Raw genomic sequence first — 18767 nt, 5'->3', positions numbered from 1 at the left:
TACAGAACAATCCATAATCATAATGGAAAGCTTTTCATTTAAAATATTATCATGATAGATTGCATATACTGCTCTAAGGAGTCTCCTCCTCTTTGCAGGAATCCGATAATAAATATACCAGCCATTAAAGATAAATATACAATATAAATGTAACCCTTTATATTTAAAGAATCTACTAGTTCAGGGATTGCAGTAATTTCATTGGATTTATAAAGCAGGCCCACTAAACCTTCCATTCCCTACGGATAAAACCTTACCCGCTGTCCGTCCGCAAGCTTACTGTCGCTGGCAAACACCACAGGGTATTCAATAGTTGAGCTAACTGAAAACTCCTGCTCTGTACTCACCCAAACCGTCACGTCCATGCGCCGTACCACATACTCACGCCCCCAAGCCCCCTGCTCTTTCATAACCACAAACAGGTACGCTCCTTTATCATCTTCATGCAGTGCGCTTTTGGGCATAATGTTATTTAATGGAGTCGTTTCTTTCATAATCGACACATCAACCGACTCCCCGTCCGCAAAATTTTCAGCATGAAAGCCAATGGTCAGCACAAGGTTTTCCTTTGTATTGGTAATAGAGGTTACACGCCCCTTTCTTGTACTGTTTCTGATTCCGGTCAGCGTAACCTCCGCCTCGTCATCGACATAGAAATAATTTACCGTAAGCGGAAGCAAAATCTGCGTACTGTGTGTAAAGCCGCTTGACCCTTCTTCCTTTTTAGAAACACTCCGCACATCGTACTGCCCCAACAGTAACGTTCCCGACCTTGGCGCCATTATTTCTACTTTCGGCAAATTCCATTGATAATAGGTACGTGAATAGATGGTACAGCCCACAACAAATAATAAAAAAATGATACCTATCAGCACCCAGCGTTTCCTAATTCGCATATGCAACCTCCCGTCTAATTTTTTACCCCAACAAAGGACAGCTCCTGTGATATATAATCTCGACAAGCCATAAACAATACCACAATCGGAACTATATAAAAACAAGCCATCGCAAAAAACATACTTGTGTCATTCTGCATCACTTTTGACAGTGCAATCGACATCGGCTCGTCAAACGCATTTTTAATAAAGACAATCGCCTGGTCAACAATATTCCAATAATCCGCAAAGGTAATCATGACAAGCACCGCTACGCTCGGCTTCATGTTCGGCAATACAATATGATACAAAATAGTTCCATGTGCCGCACCGTCCACTTGTGCCGCTTCTAAGCACTCATGAGGAAATCCCTTCAGCTGCTGCCGTAGTAAAAAAACACCAAGGGGACTGAAAATACCCGGCAATATAATGGCCAAATAAGGCGGCAGCGTTACCATTTCCGCCAGAAGATAATGGGGTACCAGCAAGACCTGTGTCGGCATCAGCATCACAATGATGTAGATAAAAAACAAATACTCCTTGTATTTCCATTGCAACCGCTCAAATGCGTAAGCTGCCGGCACTGAAATAATACATTGCCCCACAACAATCGGCACGCATAAAATGACCGAGTTCCAAAACAATCTTAAGTATTCGGGACTGTTAAAAAACAATTTAAAATACTGATGAAAGGTAATATAATCCGGCAAAAATGCCATTTCAACAAAATGAAAGGATTCATCACCAGCTTTTATGTATTCCGTATTCAATACATTAAAAATCGTTATATCCATAGAATAACGGCTTACTATCTCTCGCCCGCTCATCAATGAATTAGTTAGCAGCAGCACAATCGGAAGCAGAGTGACCAGTGCCAGTGCCATGATACAGACATAAAGCAATCCACTCTGCCATGTTTTTCTCTTTATCATGTTTCTCCTCCTCTCAACTAAAATGTTCCGATAGCTTTCGCTGTGAATGGAAGAAGAAAAACAATACACTAACAATAAAAGCAGAAATAATACCTGCAGAAGCACTCAATTTCTGTGCATTAGCGGCTAAAAATTGATTATTCATATAATGCTGAAGCAGATAGACCCATTCCGACGGATAGTTCCCAAATAAGAGAAAAATTTCCTTGAAAATTTTAAACGAGTTAATGATAGACAGAAGTGCTGCCACAAACCCAGTCGGCATAATATACACCAGCGTAATATGAAAAAGCTGACCCATTGCACCACCACCCTCTACCCTCGCCATTTCGTAATAGGTTTTTGGAATTCGGTTCAGTCCTGTCCAAAACAAAATCATACCAATACCAATATTTTTCCATAAAAAAATAATAATAACAATCCCCAACACCCATTCACTTTCCAACCAGTTTTTCATTGGCAGACCAACGGAATACAAAACCCAGTTCAATATTCCGTTGACATCAAATATGCTTTTCCAGACAAACACCACCGCTCCTGCCGGAATAATCATAGGGATAAGAAAAATTAAGCCAAAAAAAACTTTCAACTTTGTCACTTTTTTAAGAAGGTTGGCGATGGTAAATGAGCAAATCAAATTCAGCGGCACACCGACCAGTATAAAAAATGCCGTGTTTTTCAATGCCTGCTGAAACGACAAATTATGAAATGTATCAATAAAATTTTGTAACCCAACAAACCTGTGCGACACTACATTATCAATCATTGCATAATACATGGAAAGGAAAAATGGAAGCAAATAAAAAATCAGCATTCCCATCAGGCTGGGCAACAACAGCAGCCACAACACCCATTCCCTGTATTTCTTTTTGTTTCTCCTCCTTATAGTTACGTTCATCAAACTCCCCCTCTCATTAATAACCATCTTCCTTTCAAACCATAACATGCATCCCTTCGTTACGATTTTAATGTAATACAACTATATACTACTCGTTCAAATAAATCTCTGTTTTTGTTTGAATACGTGTAGCTGTCTGCTCTGCCGTTTGCTTTCCAATTAAATATTGATACAAGTCAGGATAGATTAAATCTAAAAATAAGTTTAAATCCATTTGCATCACTTTACCCTTCATGCCACACCACTTCTCTACCTGTGCCATGCTTTCTTCTATCACGGCGGTACGGTTTCCCGAAAACGAATAACCTACCACACCACCTTTGCGCAATGTTTCATTGGCAACAGCTTTAACAAGCTTTCTAAAATTTTGCTTATTTATAGGAAATCCTAGCCGAAAAAGGAAACTGTTTGTGTCTACTTCTTTTACAGGAAGCGCCCGTTCTGCCATGCAATAGGAAAGAAATTTCCACGCAAGCTCTTTGTTTTGAGTTGTATTCGTTATGCCAAACACAAATGGTGCATACATTGTCGGCATTCCGTCAGATATTATCGGTATCGGTTTTGAATAGATCATATCATTAAACGGAAGTAACGTTTGAGTGATATCCTCTATTGACGAACTTAGAACAAACAGCACAGCAGGGTTCATCTTAAAAATTTTGTCCCGAAAGTAACCTCCTCCTAGAACTCCCGGTCCATCCTTTGTTTGTGTAACATTTTCAGTCAGTTTAATACGCTTTATCTTTTCTAAATTACTTAAAAATTCAGGAGTATTCATATATGCCTTTTTGTTTCTCGTGTCAACAAGGTTATCCCACTCAAACTCAAACCAATTTGTGGCACTTGCAAATTCGGACATATACAAATTCTCATCTTCCATTTCCGCCTGTGCCCTAACATACAAATCCAGCATCTGCTGATAGGATATGCCCCCACGGTTTTCAAACTCAGCATCAAAGGACTTCATAAAGTCCTGCCGCATGGTAACAGAATTAAATATAAACGACAACGGAACTACAGCCAGACCATTTTGACTATCTTCAAATGCCTCAAAAACATTGACAAAATAATCCTCTTTGTGGAAGCTGTCGTCTGCATTCATCAATGGGTATAAATCCGCAAGCAGCCCTGCAGCGGCATACCGCTCATAAGGTATATAGGACAAATCAATAATATCCGCCGCTGTGTTACTCATCAACTCCACTGAGGTTTGTGCTTGGTACTTCAAGACATCATCATGAAACTGTATCTGAATTTTAACCTCGGGGTGCAAATCTTGAAATTCCTTTGCCGCCACCGCAATTAAATTTGTTTCATTGTCCGGCCACATAACAGATATCCTTAGTGTTCCGCTCAACGCACTATCAGTGGAATCGGTCGCCAGTTCCTTTTGCGTCCAATTGTTTCCATTTTGGGGGCTTTTAATTAATTCGTCAACACTTTCCCCGTACTTGTCCAAATGGTCGGTTATCTCCTCCAATTTGCTATTGTACAGCTCGTCGTTCTTTGTTTCAAAGGAACAGCCTGTCAAATTCCCTATCGCTATTACCAAAACCAGGATAAATTTTAAAAACTTATTCATCAAATCCCCCTTCTTTATAATGAAAGCAAATTCACTTTAAAAAAGCACCTATTTTATATATATGTTATATTATGTCTTCATTGTTTCACTACTTATTAATATCAATATGTAGCTTCATATTAATTTGTCAATGAAAATATGCAGTCCGTTAAACAGTCTACAGTTGCTGTATGATATATCTCTACCAACTCATTTAAATCAATATTGAATAACTTTTGAATTTCTATACATACACATGCCATTTCTCTTGCACTTAAATTTATTTCATACCCAAATACATTCTTTGTACAATCATCAATTTGTCTATTTAAAACACTTTCAAAAATATGAATGATTTTTTCTTTTATTTGTTGCTTTTCCATAAAACCACTTCCTTTTTCATAGATTATTATTTGTTAAACTTTCTAATATTTTTTCATTTACAAGATTACTACTGGTCTCATTCAATACATTAAACATAGTAAAATCACTGGTAGGAACAGTATTTATTTTATTTAAAATATTATTGGAATCGATTGTTCTGTACTCAAAAAAGGGATTCGCATCGTTGTTAACAAGAATTCTACTATTCGCTACATTAATAAATTCTATATCACTATCATATTTATACCTAATTCGTTTCTTCATCTCTCTAAGAGAATCAAGGTCTACACCATTTGTATAGGTACTATAAATAGCAATATCTGGCTTTACAGCATTTGTTATTATAAAAGCCAGCTCACCAAATCCATTCGGTATTTCTGCGCTATAAGGCATTACTCCACCCGGAACCCCCAATATAAACACGTCTGGAGACTCCTCTTTCACTAAATCGTACATATAGTGATTTAATGCTATAATCTTACTATCTAACGATATATTTTCAAACAGGAATTTGGGCAAAGCCTTAAATCCCATTAATTCACAATAACTTTTTGTTCCTAACTGTGATACTATATAATCATTTTGTCTAAAATATTTTCTTAATGAAAGTTGAATATCAAATTTATTACAATTATCGCCTGATCCCAAAACTATTATTACCGGAACTTCAATTGGTAATATCTCAGAAAATGAAAAATTTGCTTTCGGATTATTCCACTTTAATACTGTTATATTATCATAAATAGCATTTATTGAATCATTTAAAAACTCTCTTAACTCAGGAGTTATAAAAACTTTCTTATTTATTTTAATACACTTTTGAATTTTATCAATATAGCTTTGAATTGTTATATTCTCATTTTCAAAAACAAATAATATATTATTACAGCTTTTTAACTCCTCCTCAAAATCATAAGATACCTTAACTTCTGTAAAATCTCCACCATCAACTATACAAGCATCTTTGCCTGCAAATCCCCAACTTTTAGGAGATACCAAAGATACCGAATCATAATTTAATAAGCTCAGATTTCTTACTATAGGCGATGTGTTTTTCCCAAAAGGAAATATTAAAAGTTTATTATACATTGGCGCCTCCTTCTTCCTCATTGAAATCATACCCATATTCCTTTAAAAAACAAATATCTTTAATATCTTGAATTAAACTATCCAACGTTTCATTGCATTTCAAAAGTTTTAATTCTTTTGACAGCGCAACTTTACCATCAGCTGAAGACGCACACATTTTACAATGTATTATACCCCAACATTGAGAGCACCTTTCCTTTGTTATTGCTCCAATATTCGTTAAGTACTTCGCCTTCTCAATATCTATACCTTCACTTAGACTACCAATCCTCATGATTTCTGAATCTTCGCTAACTCTTTCACATGGATATAGGTAGCCATCTGTATTTACAAACAAACGTTTAGACCCCACTATGCAAGGTCCTCCCGGATGACATTTTTGAGGAAGATATTTAATAGGCTTCAAATATTTATATTGCCTTTTAAGGTATGCGGCACGTATACAAAAAATTTTAGAAGCTTTGGATTTATCTATTAAATTAAGCATTGACAAAAATACCTTAAAAGTTTCATGCCTATTTATTATTAAAAAACTTTCATCGTAGCTTAAATCTTCAATAATGCCATTGTCATTCTGATAACTTATGCGAGCATTTAAAAACTCCACAGCAGAATCTGTATCGAAGTATTCTTTAATACATGCCAAGTCATATTGAGGAGAAATTACTGTACTGACGGAAAACTTCCTGTAAAAGTCAGGATATTCCCTCTTGATATACTCTAACCTTGATATTATTGTTTCATAAGAACCTTGTCCGTTTACAAATTTTCTGCATCTATCATGTATTTGTTTTGGACCATCCAAACTTATCATTATAGAAAATGAATTTTGGTAAAGAAATTCAACTACTTCTTCTGTCAATAAGGTTCCGTTGCATGTTATGTTAAACAAGACTTTCTTTCCCTCGTAATTTTCATTAACATAACGTACACATTTTTTAATTAATTCAAATTCTAATAATGGTTCCCCTCCGTAAAACCCAATAGAGACTTTCTCTAAATTGATAGAATGTTCAAAAAGATAATCTATTGCCTTTTTAGCTACATCAAAACTCATCCTCAAATTGGAATGTGTACGATTTTTATAATTTCCTGAATACACACAATAGCTACATCTTAAATTACAGTTTTGTGTTACTTGCAAAGTCAACATTTGTAAATTATTTATGTGTGATGCATAATCATCGATAGAATAATGAACAATTTCTTCAATACTGCTTTCTCTACAATAACCCATATTTTGAAAAGATTCTAGGACCGCCATATTCTCAGTCCCTCTATCTCCGTCAATATAACCTTTTAAAGCTTTATAGTTATCTTTATTTATAGAAACAATAGAATTTGTCATTGCATCAAAAAGATAAAACTTAGTTAAGGAATCAAAAACTGTAAACATAGTTCCCATTATCCATCCTCCCGAAATATAAAATAATTAATAATAAAGATTTAAACACTAATTTTATGTATAATTCATTCGTTGGAACATTTCGTAAAATTTAATTATGTCGATTTTATGTTCCTAACTACAGTTGAGTATATCATAAAATTATCTTTTCAGTTTTTAGACATATACCAACCAATCCTTTTGAATATAAAGCATAGCCCCCTTAGAACAATTTACACTCTGTGCCTTTGAATTGATATAATATACCTTCGATAATGAAAGTCTAATAATTTTATTCTACAAATTCAGTTCAAAAACCATATAACAAATAGATTACTCCCTTTATTTCTATATGATTTTAAAATCTTCTCATTATAGATAAATTTAGACAATATACTCATTGCTACGAACTTGTTTTCGTACCATATGGTGTACGACCTGTAGTTTCTGTAATACTGCGCGCTTCATAACGATTTGATGATACATCATTTACCGTTTTTACAAAACCGGTAATGCATGAACAGATTGTACACCAAAAGCAATCACAAGCGTCTATCCAATAAGCTTCCACCTGCATATTTCTATTTCTTTTTCTTAACTGCTTTTTCATAACTTATTACCTCCTAATCTAACAATTTTTCAATAATTTTATGTAACCTTTTCTAAGGGGGACTACTCATTCCATATACAAGATAACCATGTATGTAGGTTTTCATATGCAGACATTACATTACCAATAACCTTATTACGCTTATTGGTAAAAATACTAACAATGGTAATTTTTAAAGGTACAGATAAAATTATTATTATCGCTAACTTCCAGCTAATAGACGGAAGCCATGTAATCCAGAAAAAACATTCAATATTAGTATCATATTATTTAAAATACTTCCACTAGAGTTTTGAAAAATATCGGAAATGTCATAGTTTTAATTACTAATAATTTGTGATTCATTATCTGTGAGATGTATATATGATTAGAAAACTGAATAAAGCCAGAAATAAAATTTACTAAATCTATTTAAAAATCAATATAATTGATTCTTGAAGCAATCTGTATGTTTAAATTTAATTCTCCCATACTTTCCATTATATGTCAAGTGCTTTATTTATAGTGAAATTATAAATAATAACTTAATAAGTTTCTTTGGTGTTAGTATATAAGTATGGACACGAAAAATTATTCTTGCTGATCTGTATAAGTTCAGTATCGTACTTGAGCAGTAAATATAGAGTCACAAATGTAACCATTTATAGCTATTTCAATATCACCGGTAGTCATACCTTTGGCATACATGGAGAGGATTTTCTCCACCATGTCCTAGGTTAAGGTATTTTGATATTTCTTTACAATTTTAGGTTCAAACTCTCCGTTACGGTCATGGAGAACATCCAGTTCCATGTAGCCATAGCTGGTATGTAATGTTTTGTGTTATAACCATTTCTACTGTTATCTGTTTCTTTGTTTCGAAAATCATACTTTGAGTAACCTATTCCTCATCCATTTCTCAGTCCAGACTTCCCTCCAGGATAACAGAATGAGAGCATTGAAATCTGTTCCATTTTTAACAGGATTTTCTTTCAGATATCCATTAGTCATTTCACGTAGAGCCTGTCTTTCGGGATACTCGTCCCTTCTTCTTTTCGCCATAAAATAAACCTCCAAACTGAGTAATTTTATTTTACATCAGTTTGAAGGTTTACACAAACTTTGGGATACTCCCCTGAAATGATGATTTAATCCTTACACAAACTCATGCTTAGCCAAATTCAGCATAGCCAAATTCTACGTCAAAGAATCTCACCTTCAAGATATTCTTATCTTAGAATTCAACTATGCTGATTTACATTGGAATGGCAGTTTTTACAGCCATTTTTATATTATATTTTTTTTCACTGCTTATATGTCTTTACAACGTCTATAAACTTCTCTCCATATTTATCAAACTTAAACTTACCTATACCAGACACTTCCAGCATTTCTTCCTCATTTACTGGCTTTTTAAAAGACATCTCTTTTAAAGTCTTATCTGAAAATACAATATAAGGCGGAACCTTCTCTTCTTTTGCTATACTTAAGCGAAGTTCTCTAAGTTTATCAAAAAGTGTTTCATCTACTTCTATCTCGTCCTGATTCTTACCCTTTGCCAAACTGGATTTCTTTTTCTTATTAGCCGTATTTTCCTTCAAAACTTCTTTCTTTATTTCTTTTGGGAACTTCATCATAATAGTTGTTTCACTTTCTAACACCTTTAAAGAATTCTCTGTGAGTTTTAACACGGCAAATTGATCGTTAGTAAGATATAAATAATCATTTAGTATTAGATGATTTATCACCTGGCGTATGCGATAAAGAGGTTCACCAGATAAACTGCCATAGAACAAATTTTTATCCATTTTATAATTTCTAAGTTTAGCTGTATTACTCCCATGTACCGTATCTGCAATGACTACCATACCATATCTTTGATTACTTGCTTTAACACACCCAATGATTTGAGATGACATATAAGTTACATCCTTTTCTTCGAACTGTGTTAAACAGTTGGAACAGTTACCGCAATAATTAGAACCATACTCTCCAAAATACCTTAGAATATAATCTCTTAAGCACTCATTAGTAAAGCAATAAAACGTCATCTTTTTTAAACGTTCTCTATCTCTTTCTTTAACAGTCTGCTGCATTTGGTAATCTAATTCTTCATTTTCTACGTTATTCTCAATAAAGAAGTCATTGGTTACAACATCCTGGCCGGAATATAGAAGAATACATTCGGCCGGTTCCCCATCACGTCCTGCTCTTCCTGCTTCCTGATAATAACTTTCTATATTTTTAGGCATATTATAATGAATGACATACCGGACATTGGATTTATCAATTCCCATTCCAAATGCATTGGTTGCAACCATAATGGGCTTTCTGTCATAAATGAAGTCATCCTGATTCCGGATTCGCTCAGCATCATTTAAACCTGCATGATATCTGGTTGCAGATATACCATCTTTATTCAGTCTTTCACATACTTCTTCCGTAACCTTTCGGGTTAAGCAATAAATAATTCCACTATCCGCTATATGCTCCCTAATATAATTTTTTACCACTTCGTACTTATCTTTCGGTGTTTGTACAGAAAAGCTGAGATTTTTTCTATCAAATCCCGTGGTCAAAATCTTAGGTGAATGTAATCTTAAGATTTCAGCAATGTCTTCCACTACTAATCTGGTAGCTGTTGCGGTAAAAGCACTGATTACAGGTCTTTTCGGCAGCTTATCAATGAATTCCATTATTTTTAGGTAGCTTGGGCGAAAGTCTTGTCCCCATTGGGATACACAGTGGGCCTCATCCACACTAACCATGGATATATTGACATGCATGGCAAAAGCTAAGAATTCCTCCGTTACTAAACGCTCCGGTGCAACATATATGATTTTGTATTGTCCTTTACTGGCATTGTGGAGTGCTAACTGATATTGCTTAGCGGTTAAAGAACTGTTTAGAAATGCGGCATGTATGCCTGCCTGATTAAGAGCACTTACTTGATCTTTCATTAGAGATATAAGCGGTGATACTACCAGAGTAATTCCTTCAAACATTAATGCCGGTATCTGAAAACAAATTGATTTACCGGCTCCGGTGGGCATGATTCCCAGTGTATCTCTGCCTTCTAATATACTATCTATCAGAATTTCCTGCCCTTCCCGGAAATCATCGTACCCAAAGTACTGTTTTAAAATATTTAATTTCTTATCCAAAATCCAATCCCCTTACTTTTTATCTGTTCTGTAATTAATTTTAATAAGTATATCATATCATTAAATTTTAATCTATAGTTTCCGGCTTTCTTACATTGTATGGAAAGCCGGATAAAAACTATCTTTATTTTAAGGTTATAATTAGCTTTTAGAGATTTCTGATAATTCCTTAAATAATTCAATATCAGATTGGGTAATTTTAAGATTGGAACTTATATTCTTTCCTTCTGGTGTTACTACATTGATTTCAATAATGGTTCCTTCCTTAATACCGTCTCTGTTTATTGCTCCCAGGAATTGAACAAACCTAGGGTGGTTTTGGGAAAATTTATCCCAGGCACCTTTTATCTTAAATAATTTAGCCGGATTCATCATGGATTTTCATTCCTCCTTTAAAAGTATAATATTTTAGTAAAGTTGTAAATTGTACAGGCTTTTTCAGTTGCCTTTTTATATTATTATAATATTCTCAATTTCTTAAAAACTCTTATAATCAATGCACCTTTTGGCAGACCTTCTATCTCATTTTTAGTGATACCTCTTAATTTGATCATTAAAATAAAGTATAAAATGGCACCAAAAAGGATTGCAACAAATAGTGAAATTGCATTGCTCTTTATTAATGTATACAGTCCCATATAAATTAATCCTGCCACAGCACCCATAATAAGAGAAGAAAGAAGGGGAATAAAATAACATTTCCTCATGTTTTGTTTATATCCAAGACTTTTACGAATGGATATACCATTAAATATGCACATCAATAAGGAATATATAATGGATGCAACTGCCAGTCCATACAAATTCATATTAGTAGTTAACAAAATAATTACTAAGAAAGCAGTCTGTATCAGCAAAGAAACGAAAGCATTGATTACAGGTATATTTACTTTTCCAATTCCTTGTAAAACAGCGTTGGATAAAGTAGATAAAGAATAAAATACTACTGTAATACTAAGAACACACAATAAGCCCGCTGCTTGATACATAGATTCCTTTTGCGGGAACAAAAGCCGAACAATAGGAATGGATAAAGCCGCAAGTCCAACTGCTGCCGGTATTGCTATCATCATAGTGGTTTTAGTTGCCTTATCGACTTTTCGATTGGTATCTGTTAAATCACCTTGAATATAAGAGCCTGCAATGCTTGGTATCACAGCTGAGGAAATAGCTGATGCAATTGCAATAGGGATATTAGCAATTACAACGGATTTGCCTGCAAATATTCCATATTGGGTAGTTACACTAACCTCATCCATTCCTTTTAGGTTTATTAATATCTTTGAATATATGGTCTGGTTCAAGGATGTAGTTGAATTATAGATGAAGGTGCTTAAAATAAACGGTGTAACTGTCAGCAATAAACTAATTATGATTTCACTGTAAGGTGCAACAGTACTATGGGTGTCTATTTCTAATCTTTTATGGATTATTTTCCTATTTACCAAGTACACAAGTAACATAAATATAAAGGCAATCAATACCCCTGTACCTGTTCCTATGGCACTTCCCGTAGCTCCGTATATAGCTATTGTGGTAGAATCAGAGTCCGCTACTGTCTGCATAAGCAGGTAAGCTGCCAGGATACTGATTACAGCGTTCATAATCTGCTCTATAATCTGGGAGATCGAAGTGGGCACCATTGTTCTATGTGCCTGAAAATAACCTCTTAGTACTCCAAGTAATCCCGAAATAAATATAGTAGGAGCAAATACTTTAAGTACACCAATAGAATTTGACTGAACTAAAATTCCTGCACCAAAGTAGGTAAATAAGCTTGCCAAGCCGCCCACTACCACTACATAAATTATAGAACAGTAAAATATCCTCTGTGCATTCCTATATTCCTTCATGGCCAGTTTCTGTGCTATTACCTTGGATATAGCAGAAGGTATACTATAAGAAGATACCAATAAAATAATGGTATAAATATTGTAGGCTACACTATAATAACCGTTTCCTTCATCCCCAATGATTCCGGTCAAAGGGCTTCGATATAATATTCCAATAATTCTGCAAATAATTCCTGCCATAGCAAGAATTCCTGCCTGTTTAATAAAACTGTCTTTTTTCTTTTGATTTATCATCAGGATGTTCCAACTTTCAGTATTAATATAAATATTTATTTTTGTTTCTTCCCGTTCTACTATTTTAACACATAAATTGAAAATTCCAATACACGAAATCGCATTTACATGCAAATATTTCTCTAATTTAATAGATAAGTCAAGAAAAACATTGTTTTTTAGAACTCTTTCACTTAGAATTAGATTGAAAGATATATATTAATAATCAAATAAATCAAATCTACACTTTTATTTGTATTTAAACATTACTTTCACAAAATATTTATAGTAAAAAACATAAATATAGAATGGGGGATCCATATGAAGAATCAACTTTTCCAAAAATTTAATGAAATCTTCGGTGATGGTGAAAAAATAGAATTGTACTTTTCACCGGGACGTGTAAATTTAATCGGTGAACATACCGACTATAATGGGGGTCATGTATTCCCCTGTGCTCTGACCATCGGAACTTATGGAGCAGTGAGAAAAAATAACAGTAATACCCTGCGCTTTTATTCCATGAATTATGAACATTTTGGAATCATAACTTCAAATTCAGAAGACATCAAATACTCCAAAGAAGATGATTGGGCTAATTATCCGAAAGCAGTGTTCTGGGCTATAAAAGAAAAAGGTTACAAAATACCTCAAGGTTTAGACATTCTTTATTATGGTAATATTCCAAATCAATCCGGCCTATCCTCTTCTGCATCTATCGAAGTATTAACCGGATACATAATAAAATCTATATGCAGCCTTGATTTTGATATGGTAGAACTGGCTCAGATCTGTAAAACTGCTGAAAATCAATTTATCGGCGTGAATTGCGGCATTATGGACCAATTTGCAATCGCCATGGGAAAGAAAGATCATGGAATATTCTTAGATACCAACACCTTGGAATATGAATATGCACCGGTTATATTAAATAATAAAAAAATTATTATTGCTAACACCAATCGAAAAAGAGAATTAAGTGATTCCAAATATAATGAAAGACGGGAAGAATGCGAATCAGCACTTCTTGATTTACAAAAAATTGTTGACATACAAACCCTTGGAGATTTAAAAGAATTGGAGTTCGAAGAGATCAAACACTTTATCCAAAATCCAGTTTGCAGAAAACGTGCGAAACATGCCGTATACGAAAATCAAAGGACCGTAATGGCAGTATCTGCATTAAAGAACCATAACCTTACCCTGTTTGGCCAGTTAATGAAGGAATCTCACATTTCTTTAAGAGATGACTATGAAGTAAGCGGCAAAGAACTGGATACTTTAGTGAAAGCAGCCTGGGAGCAAGAAGGAGTTATCGGTTCCAGAATGACCGGAGCAGGTTTTGGTGGATGTACAGTAAGTATCCTGGACCAGGATCAAGTTGATTCTTTTATATACAATGTTGGGAAGATATATGAAGATGAAATCGGATATAAAGCTGATTTCTATGTTGTAGATATTGGGGACGGGCCTTGTAAAATAGACTAGCAGAAGAAGATTTTGCGTAGTCATACCAAGGTGAAAGTAAGAAATTAAAAATGTATTTCATTCCAAAAGAGTTTAAGATGTTCGTAGCCTGATATATTATTAGATCCAAAAAGCGAAGAATCCTTTTTAGTTGAGATTTTTCGCTTCTTGGAGTCTAATGATAGGTATTTATATATATCATTTAACTAAAATTATTTACAAAATCTTATTTTGAAGGAATAACGGCATCTCCATAAGTATCATTAATATATGTTCTCATCTCATCTGAAGTCAATACTCCTACTAATGCTTTAATACCTTCGCTATTTTCATTACCTTCCTTTACTGCTATCACATTCACATAAGTTTTAGCTGCTTCAGAATCAGCCTTCTCATAAGTAATAGCATCTTTTGCCGCTGAAAATCCTGCATCTAATGCATAGTTTCCATTTAATACGATAAATGCCACCTCGTCTTTTACTCTGGGTATCTGTGCTGCCTCTAGTTCCAGAATAGTTAAGTTTTTAGGATTGTCAACAATATCATTAACAGTAGCAGTAAGTCCTGCATCTTCTTTTAAAGTTATTATTCCATTATCCTGAAGTAATAATAAAGCTCTTGCTTCATTGGTAGTATCATTGGGTACGGCTATTACATCACCATTTTCTAATGTAGATAAATCTGCCTTTGTTCCTGGATACACACCAAATGGTTCATAATGAATACCGCCTGCATTCACTAAATGAGTACCATGTTCTTCATTAAAGCTTTCCAGGTATGGAATATGTTGAAAATAGTTTGCATCAAATTCACCGCTTTCTACCACATTATTCGGCTGAATATAATCATCAAATATGGTAACCTCAAGCTCCCACCCTTTTTCTTTAAGAGCTATCTGGGCCTGCTCTAAAATTTCTGCATGAGGCGTAGCTGATGCTGCAACTTTAATAGTTTTACTTTCTTCTCCGGTTTTTACGGGTTCTTTTTTACCGCAGCCTGCTAAAGTTCCTGCTGCTATGGATAGTGTTAAAATAACTGCAAATAATTTCTTTTTCATAAAATTTCCCTCCACTTTCTTTACTATCTATCTTTTTCTTTTATCTAATTTATTTGATAGCATCATTCCAAGTCCCTGAAACAACTGTACCAAAATAATTAATAACACAATAGTTACTAGCATAATATCTGACTGGTATCTGTTATACCCATACCGTATAGCAATGTCACCTAGTCCGCCACCGCCTACAATACCTGCCATGGCAGAATATCCTAATATAGTTCCTGTAGCTATAGTTACTCCTACAAGCAAAGATGTTCTTGCTTCAACCAGCAAAACCTTCCTTATAATTGTGAATGTTCCAGCACCCATACTTTCTGCTGCCTCAATAACTCCCTTATCCACTTCTTGTATGGAGGATTCCACTAATCTTGCTATAAAGGGAGCAGCTGCAATGACCAGCGGCACAATAGTTGCTGTAGATCCATAACTTCTGCCTACAACTAATTTGGTAAATGGAATCAAAACAATCAATAAAATTAAAAATGGTATACTTCTTATAACATTTGCAATAAAATCCAAAAGTTTATATATGAACTTATTTGGTTTTATACCCTGCTTATCCGTTACAGCTAATACAATTCCCATAGGAAGGCCGATTACATAGCCCATAAAGGTGGAAACCAAGGTCATATACAAGGTATCAAAAATACCTTCCATAAGCATTTTAATTATTTCTCTAGTCCACATAATCTGATACCTCCTCTACCGCAAGACCTCTGCCCTTTAAATATGCGATCATTCTGCTTGCTGTATCTTCATCTTCCGGGAGTCCCAGAATCATCTCTCCTCTGGCAATTCCGCCTATGTTCTTTGTATCTGCCTTTAAAATATTAACAGGTGCTTTATGTTCTAGAACCATATTAGCAATAACCGGTTCAAAGGAAGAATTCTCGCTAAATACGATTCTGATACAACGCTTTGTTTTCATAAGCTTAATAGTTGCATCCTTATAAGTATCCGTTAATTCATTGGATATGTTCTCATCACCGTGAAGAATCAGGTCTTTTGCTGCTTTCGTCTTAGGACTTGTAAATATATCAATCACTTTACCTGCCTCAGCCAGAGTGCCATTACTAATAATTGCAACATGACTGCAAATTTCCCGAACCACTGCCATTTCGTGGGTAATAATTACGATAGTTATTCCATATTCTTCATTAATGTTTTTTAATAACTCCAGTATGGATTTTGTTGTCTGAGGGTCCAATGCACTGGTAGCTTCATCACAAAGCAATATCTTGGGGTTATTCGCCAATGCCCTTGCAATGGCAACCCTTTGCTTTTGTCCTCCTGATAACTGGGACGGATAAGCACCTGCTTTTTCTTCCATTCCTACTATCTTAAGTAACTCCAAGGCCCTATCTCTTGCTTCTTTCTTATTAACACCTGCAATGGATAATGGGAAACAGATATTATCCAGTACACTTTTTTGCATAAGTAAATTAAAATGTTGGAATATCATAGATATTTCCATACGTTTATTTCGCAGTTCTTTTGCTGTTAACTTAGATAGATCCTTACCATCTACTGATACGATACCGCTAGTTGGTTTTTCTAAAAAATTTAAGCATCTTACCAGTGTGCTTTTTCCTGCTCCAGACATTCCGATAATTCCGAATATTTCTCCTTTATGGATGGATAAATTAATGTCTTTCAGTGCTTCTACTTTGTTGTTCTTATCTTGAAAAGTCTTTGTCAAATTTCTGACTTCAATGATTCCTTCCATTTCACACCTTCTCTTATCTTAATATTTAGTTTCTTCGTTAATTTTGCTCAAAATAAATGTTTGTTCAAGACATCCTTTGTCTAGTTAAAGAGCCAGAAACCTAATTCGTCTATTTCTCATGTTTATTGGCCCATAATTAACTTTATTCAAACATTAGAAACTTGGCTTAGCCCGTTTCTAATGTTGGCAGGTGGGTTCGTATTGTTGCAAATAAATTTGCAACAAAGCTTACTTTACTTACCTTCACGCAAATTAAAAAGACAGATACCGTTATGTACCTGTCTCTTATATTTACAAATATAATTAACTACGCAATCAGGTATCATAACAAGCACAACAATAAGCCATATACATGCTTCCGCACATATGGCCACAGCACATCATCATATTCATATTGTTAGATTGGCTAACTTTGTATCTCATGCTTGTTTTCTCCTTACTTTTTAATATTGGGATTTGTCTCATTTATTGAAAGCAGATTAACATACCTGTTTCATTTTATAAACAAGTAATTTAATAATATAATATTAACTTTGCTTACCATTTAATTGTACTTAGTATATATCAATTCAATCTATTAGTAAAATATGAAAAAAGTATGGTTTGATATAGTTTAAAGCTATACCAAACCATCGCTTTTTATATTTTCTTTTAAGCTGCTTACGAAGATTTCTCCAAGTCTGCTTCGGACTGTATTCTTATGAGTAATCATTCCTACCCTTATTGTTTCATCTACATCAAGAGGTAGAGATATAATATCTTTACCATTTAAATCCTCACTAATAACTCCGGTAGATATGGTATAACCATTTAAACCAATGAGCAGATTAAATAAAGTTGCCCTGTCATTTACCATGATGGACTTTTTGTGCTCCAATGTACTTAATATCTCCTCGGTAAAATAAAATGAATTATTCACTCCCTGGTCGTAACGAAGAACAGGCAGGTCCTCTAAATCTTCCAATGTTACACCTTTTCCGTTATTATAATCCGGGTTCTCTTTAAACTTTTTTACCAGAGGATTTCTGGAACTTACAAATATATGTGGTTGAACAGTAAAAAGCAATTCAAAGTCTAATTCATTTTCTTTTAATAGCTTAGTAATTACCTTCTCATTAAAGTTACTAAGATATAGAATACCTATTTCGCTTTTTAACATTTTAACATCTTCAATAATTTCATAAGTTCTGGTTTCCCGAATGGCAAAATCATATTCTTCCATTCCAAAATGCATGATTAAGTCAACAAAAGCTTTTACCGCAAAAGAATAATGCTGGGTAGATATACTGAATTTTTGTTTGTGGAGTTTACCAGCCACATATTTCTGTTCCAATAATTCCATTTGTTCTATTACTTGTCTGGCATATCCAAGAAATTCTGTACCTTCCACTGATAATTGAATTCCCCTGTTAGTCCTGATAAATATAAGTATTCCAAGCTCTTTTTCCAGTTCCATAATGGAATTAGAAAGACTTGGCTGTGAAATAAATAATCGCTTGGCTGCTTCACTCATAGAACCTATTCCGGAAACTTCTATTACATATCGTAATTGTTGTAATGTCATCCCTTCAC

18 protein-coding genes are annotated in these 18767 nt (G+C 34.4%); 1 reads left to right on the top strand and 17 read right to left on the bottom strand.

The annotated features are described in order from the left end of the window. Nucleotides 1-239 precede the first annotated feature (239 nt). The 13 genes from BM183_RS00130 to BM183_RS00080 form a co-directional block, all read right to left on the bottom strand. Nucleotides 240-896, bottom strand: a complete 657-nt coding sequence (locus BM183_RS00130; RefSeq protein WP_091683379.1) for an efflux RND transporter periplasmic adaptor subunit — start codon at nucleotides 894-896, stop codon at nucleotides 240-242. 14 nt (nucleotides 897-910) lie between these two features. Beyond that, nucleotides 911-1807 carry a carbohydrate ABC transporter permease gene (locus BM183_RS00125; RefSeq protein ID WP_091683377.1) on the bottom strand — a complete coding sequence of 299 codons (897 nt, stop codon included), beginning with the start codon at nucleotides 1805-1807 and terminating at the stop codon, nucleotides 911-913. A 13-nt stretch (nucleotides 1808-1820) separates the two neighbouring features. Then, nucleotides 1821-2705 (bottom strand): carbohydrate ABC transporter permease, encoded by an 885-nt coding sequence (locus tag BM183_RS00120; RefSeq protein ID WP_091683375.1) that lies wholly within the window; start codon nucleotides 2703-2705, stop codon nucleotides 1821-1823. An 88-nt stretch (nucleotides 2706-2793) separates the two neighbouring features. Further along, nucleotides 2794-4287 carry an extracellular solute-binding protein gene (locus tag BM183_RS00115; protein WP_091683373.1) on the bottom strand — a complete coding sequence of 498 codons (1494 nt, stop codon included), beginning with the start codon at nucleotides 4285-4287 and terminating at the stop codon, nucleotides 2794-2796. A 119-nt stretch (nucleotides 4288-4406) separates the two neighbouring features. Next, the gene (locus BM183_RS00110; RefSeq protein WP_091683371.1) at nucleotides 4407-4649 is read right to left on the bottom strand and encodes a hypothetical protein; all 243 of its coding nucleotides are present in this window, start codon (nucleotides 4647-4649) and stop codon (nucleotides 4407-4409) included. 16 nt (nucleotides 4650-4665) lie between these two features. Continuing rightward, a complete protein-coding gene (locus tag BM183_RS00105) occupies nucleotides 4666-5739 on the bottom strand; it encodes a TIGR04066 family peptide maturation system protein (RefSeq protein ID WP_170847835.1) in 1074 nt (357 codons plus the stop codon). Next, nucleotides 5732-7144, bottom strand: coding sequence for a Cys-rich peptide radical SAM maturase CcpM (ccpM, locus tag BM183_RS00100; RefSeq protein ID WP_091683367.1), 1413 nt, complete (start codon nucleotides 7142-7144; stop codon nucleotides 5732-5734). Before ccpM ends, BM183_RS00105 begins: the two co-directional genes overlap by 8 nt. A gap of 382 nt (nucleotides 7145-7526) precedes the next feature. Further along, nucleotides 7527-7733, bottom strand: coding sequence for a hypothetical protein (locus tag BM183_RS00095; RefSeq protein ID WP_091683365.1), 207 nt, complete (start codon nucleotides 7731-7733; stop codon nucleotides 7527-7529). A gap of 711 nt (nucleotides 7734-8444) precedes the next feature. Beyond that, nucleotides 8445-8525: a hypothetical protein gene (locus tag BM183_RS21760; protein ID WP_139221459.1), complete on the bottom strand. Its 81-nt coding sequence runs from the start codon at nucleotides 8523-8525 to the stop codon at nucleotides 8445-8447. A gap of 72 nt (nucleotides 8526-8597) precedes the next feature. After that, nucleotides 8598-8774 carry a hypothetical protein gene (locus BM183_RS21755; protein ID WP_170847834.1) on the bottom strand — a complete coding sequence of 59 codons (177 nt, stop codon included), beginning with the start codon at nucleotides 8772-8774 and terminating at the stop codon, nucleotides 8598-8600. Between the two features lie 242 nt (nucleotides 8775-9016). Continuing rightward, on the bottom strand, nucleotides 9017-10876 hold the full coding sequence (gene recQ / locus BM183_RS00090; protein ID WP_091683363.1) for a DNA helicase RecQ: 1860 nt from the start codon (nucleotides 10874-10876) through the stop codon (nucleotides 9017-9019). Between the two features lie 141 nt (nucleotides 10877-11017). Then, the gene (locus BM183_RS00085; RefSeq protein WP_091683361.1) at nucleotides 11018-11251 is read right to left on the bottom strand and encodes a hypothetical protein; all 234 of its coding nucleotides are present in this window, start codon (nucleotides 11249-11251) and stop codon (nucleotides 11018-11020) included. 83 nt (nucleotides 11252-11334) lie between these two features. Further along, complete coding sequence (locus BM183_RS00080; RefSeq protein WP_091683747.1) at nucleotides 11335-12963, bottom strand: putative polysaccharide biosynthesis protein; 1629 nt, start codon at nucleotides 12961-12963, stop codon at nucleotides 11335-11337. Between the two features lie 300 nt (nucleotides 12964-13263). Here BM183_RS00080 and BM183_RS00075 point away from each other — a divergent pair, with 300 nt between their 5' ends. After that, entirely contained in the window at nucleotides 13264-14430 is a 1167-nt protein-coding gene (locus BM183_RS00075; RefSeq protein WP_091683359.1) for a galactokinase, read from the top strand. Nucleotides 14431-14635: 205 nt separating this feature from the next. On the opposite strand, the gene BM183_RS00070 is transcribed toward BM183_RS00075, so the two are convergent. The 4 genes from BM183_RS00070 to BM183_RS00055 form a co-directional block, all read right to left on the bottom strand. Then, a complete protein-coding gene (locus BM183_RS00070) occupies nucleotides 14636-15466 on the bottom strand; it encodes a MetQ/NlpA family ABC transporter substrate-binding protein (protein ID WP_091683355.1) in 831 nt (276 codons plus the stop codon). A gap of 27 nt (nucleotides 15467-15493) precedes the next feature. Next, on the bottom strand, nucleotides 15494-16156 hold the full coding sequence (locus tag BM183_RS00065; RefSeq protein ID WP_091683353.1) for a methionine ABC transporter permease: 663 nt from the start codon (nucleotides 16154-16156) through the stop codon (nucleotides 15494-15496). Next, a complete protein-coding gene (locus tag BM183_RS00060) occupies nucleotides 16146-17195 on the bottom strand; it encodes a methionine ABC transporter ATP-binding protein (RefSeq protein WP_091683351.1) in 1050 nt (349 codons plus the stop codon). The genes BM183_RS00065 and BM183_RS00060 overlap by 11 nt, the downstream gene beginning before the upstream one ends. A 619-nt stretch (nucleotides 17196-17814) precedes the next feature. Continuing rightward, nucleotides 17815-18759 carry a LysR family transcriptional regulator gene (locus BM183_RS00055; RefSeq protein ID WP_091683349.1) on the bottom strand — a complete coding sequence of 315 codons (945 nt, stop codon included), beginning with the start codon at nucleotides 18757-18759 and terminating at the stop codon, nucleotides 17815-17817. Nucleotides 18760-18767: the final 8 nt, after the last annotated feature.

This window comes from Anaerocolumna aminovalerica (assembly GCF_900115365.1).
Taxonomy (GTDB): Bacteria; Bacillota; Clostridia; order Lachnospirales; family Lachnospiraceae; genus Anaerocolumna; species Anaerocolumna aminovalerica.
This window is presented reverse-complemented; position numbering and strand designations above follow the sequence as displayed.

Excerpts from the sequence above, each read along its gene's own strand:
- BM183_RS00120 (WP_091683375.1), bottom strand. The coding sequence starts at position 2,705 with ATGAACGTAACTATAAGGAGGAGAAACAAAAAGAAATACAGGGAATGG.
- BM183_RS00075 (WP_091683359.1), top strand. The coding sequence starts at position 13,264 with ATGAAGAATCAACTTTTCCAAAAATTTAATGAAATCTTCGGTGATGGT.
- BM183_RS00065 (WP_091683353.1), bottom strand. The coding sequence starts at position 16,156 with ATGTGGACTAGAGAAATAATTAAAATGCTTATGGAAGGTATTTTTGAT.
- BM183_RS00080 (WP_091683747.1), bottom strand. The coding sequence starts at position 12,963 with ATGATAAATCAAAAGAAAAAAGACAGTTTTATTAAACAGGCAGGAATT.
- BM183_RS00110 (WP_091683371.1), bottom strand. The coding sequence starts at position 4,649 with ATGGAAAAGCAACAAATAAAAGAAAAAATCATTCATATTTTTGAAAGT.
- ccpM (WP_091683367.1), bottom strand. The coding sequence starts at position 7,144 with ATGGGAACTATGTTTACAGTTTTTGATTCCTTAACTAAGTTTTATCTT.
- BM183_RS00115 (WP_091683373.1), bottom strand. The coding sequence starts at position 4,287 with ATGAATAAGTTTTTAAAATTTATCCTGGTTTTGGTAATAGCGATAGGG.
- BM183_RS00060 (WP_091683351.1), bottom strand. The coding sequence starts at position 17,195 with ATGGAAGGAATCATTGAAGTCAGAAATTTGACAAAGACTTTTCAAGAT.
- BM183_RS00105 (WP_170847835.1), bottom strand. The coding sequence starts at position 5,739 with ATGTATAATAAACTTTTAATATTTCCTTTTGGGAAAAACACATCGCCT.
- BM183_RS00095 (WP_091683365.1), bottom strand. The coding sequence starts at position 7,733 with ATGAAAAAGCAGTTAAGAAAAAGAAATAGAAATATGCAGGTGGAAGCT.
- BM183_RS21755 (WP_170847834.1), bottom strand. The coding sequence starts at position 8,774 with ATGGCGAAAAGAAGAAGGGACGAGTATCCCGAAAGACAGGCTCTACGT.
- BM183_RS00070 (WP_091683355.1), bottom strand. The coding sequence starts at position 15,466 with ATGAAAAAGAAATTATTTGCAGTTATTTTAACACTATCCATAGCAGCA.
- BM183_RS00130 (WP_091683379.1), bottom strand. The coding sequence starts at position 896 with ATGCGAATTAGGAAACGCTGGGTGCTGATAGGTATCATTTTTTTATTA.
- BM183_RS00055 (WP_091683349.1), bottom strand. The coding sequence starts at position 18,759 with ATGACATTACAACAATTACGATATGTAATAGAAGTTTCCGGAATAGGT.
- BM183_RS00085 (WP_091683361.1), bottom strand. The coding sequence starts at position 11,251 with ATGATGAATCCGGCTAAATTATTTAAGATAAAAGGTGCCTGGGATAAA.
- BM183_RS00125 (WP_091683377.1), bottom strand. The coding sequence starts at position 1,807 with ATGATAAAGAGAAAAACATGGCAGAGTGGATTGCTTTATGTCTGTATC.
- BM183_RS21760 (WP_139221459.1), bottom strand. The coding sequence starts at position 8,525 with ATGGAACTGGATGTTCTCCATGACCGTAACGGAGAGTTTGAACCTAAA.